This window comes from Bacteroides sp. K03 (genome assembly GCF_019734355.1).
Taxonomy (GTDB): domain Bacteria; phylum Bacteroidota; class Bacteroidia; order Bacteroidales; family Bacteroidaceae; genus Bacteroides; species Bacteroides nordii.
The window spans coordinates 1-538 of sequence record NZ_JAASHC010000060.1 but is presented as its reverse complement, the minus strand read 5'-3'; the positions used below and the strand labels follow the sequence as shown (position 1 = coordinate 538).

The following is a 538-nucleotide window of genomic DNA, read 5'->3' as shown; positions in this document are numbered from 1 at the left end:
TCGTATACTCTATTAAAACCAAATGTTTCCGCAGAATATTGCTTTAATAAATGTTAACTACGAAAGATATGTCCTTTCTTCACTATGTTTTCTTTTTCATTACAATTAATGACTGACTCTACTTTCGTAACTATACCAATTGTTATATCTTATGGATGTTTCACTTATTTCTCGGTGATAAATGCCCCGTTTCTCGTAGAGAATCGAAGCGTTTGTCGTAGAGAAACGAGTCGATTCTCTACGAGAAAATAATCTCTCATATAATGTATTAATTATCAATGTATTATAAAACCGTCTACTTGTTTTGAATATTTACTACCTAAACGGTCCATTTGTTCCTTTTTCAGCATTTATGTGTATCTGAAATCACAACACATCTCGGGTCTCTTTGTATATAATCCCTGTCATAGGTCTGTTGCTTGTGAATCAGACTGTAAATCAGCCGCAATAACTTATTGGCAATGTTATTCATCGCTACGAAAAAGTGCTTCTTTTCCACTTTATGCTTTTTTAGGAAGTATAATCTTATTTCTTTATT

Annotated in this window: 1 pseudogene; it reads right to left on the bottom strand. The window is 32.3% G+C overall.

From position 1 onward, the window contains the following. Window positions 1-343: 343 nt before the first annotated feature. Window positions 344-538: pseudogene (locus tag HCG69_RS20585) on the bottom strand (IS110 family transposase); the annotation flags it as partial.